At 26.2% G+C, this 320-nt stretch carries 1 pseudogene; it reads right to left on the bottom strand.

The annotated features are described in order from the left end of the window. Positions 1 to 320 (bottom strand): annotated as a pseudogene (locus KVT27_RS26875) (lipopolysaccharide biosynthesis protein); the annotation flags it as partial.

Raw genomic sequence — 320 nt, 5'->3', positions numbered from 1 at the left:
GCTGCAACACTTACAAATGAAGATATCATAATATTATCAGTCCCAAATATCAGATAATTCCCTATATTTTGCAATACAATAGCTTTTACATTTTGAACAATGTTTCTTTTTGTCTCACTATCTAATTTACTTGATGCTTTATTCTTCAAATATGGATACATTTTGTTCACTAGAGTAGATAAGAAAATAGAGGTGATAATTGTTATGATACTGTCTATTACCAAATATAAAATATAATTTTTTGTAAAATGCAGTATTCCTATTTTTAAACAAGTAGATACAATTGATGATATCGAATAGATTCCTATCACAATGTATCC

This window comes from Lysinibacillus sp. GbtcB16, from assembly GCF_019091145.1.
In the GTDB taxonomy this organism is placed as follows: domain Bacteria; phylum Bacillota; class Bacilli; order Bacillales_A; family Planococcaceae; genus Lysinibacillus; species Lysinibacillus fusiformis.
This window is presented reverse-complemented; position numbering and strand designations above follow the sequence as displayed.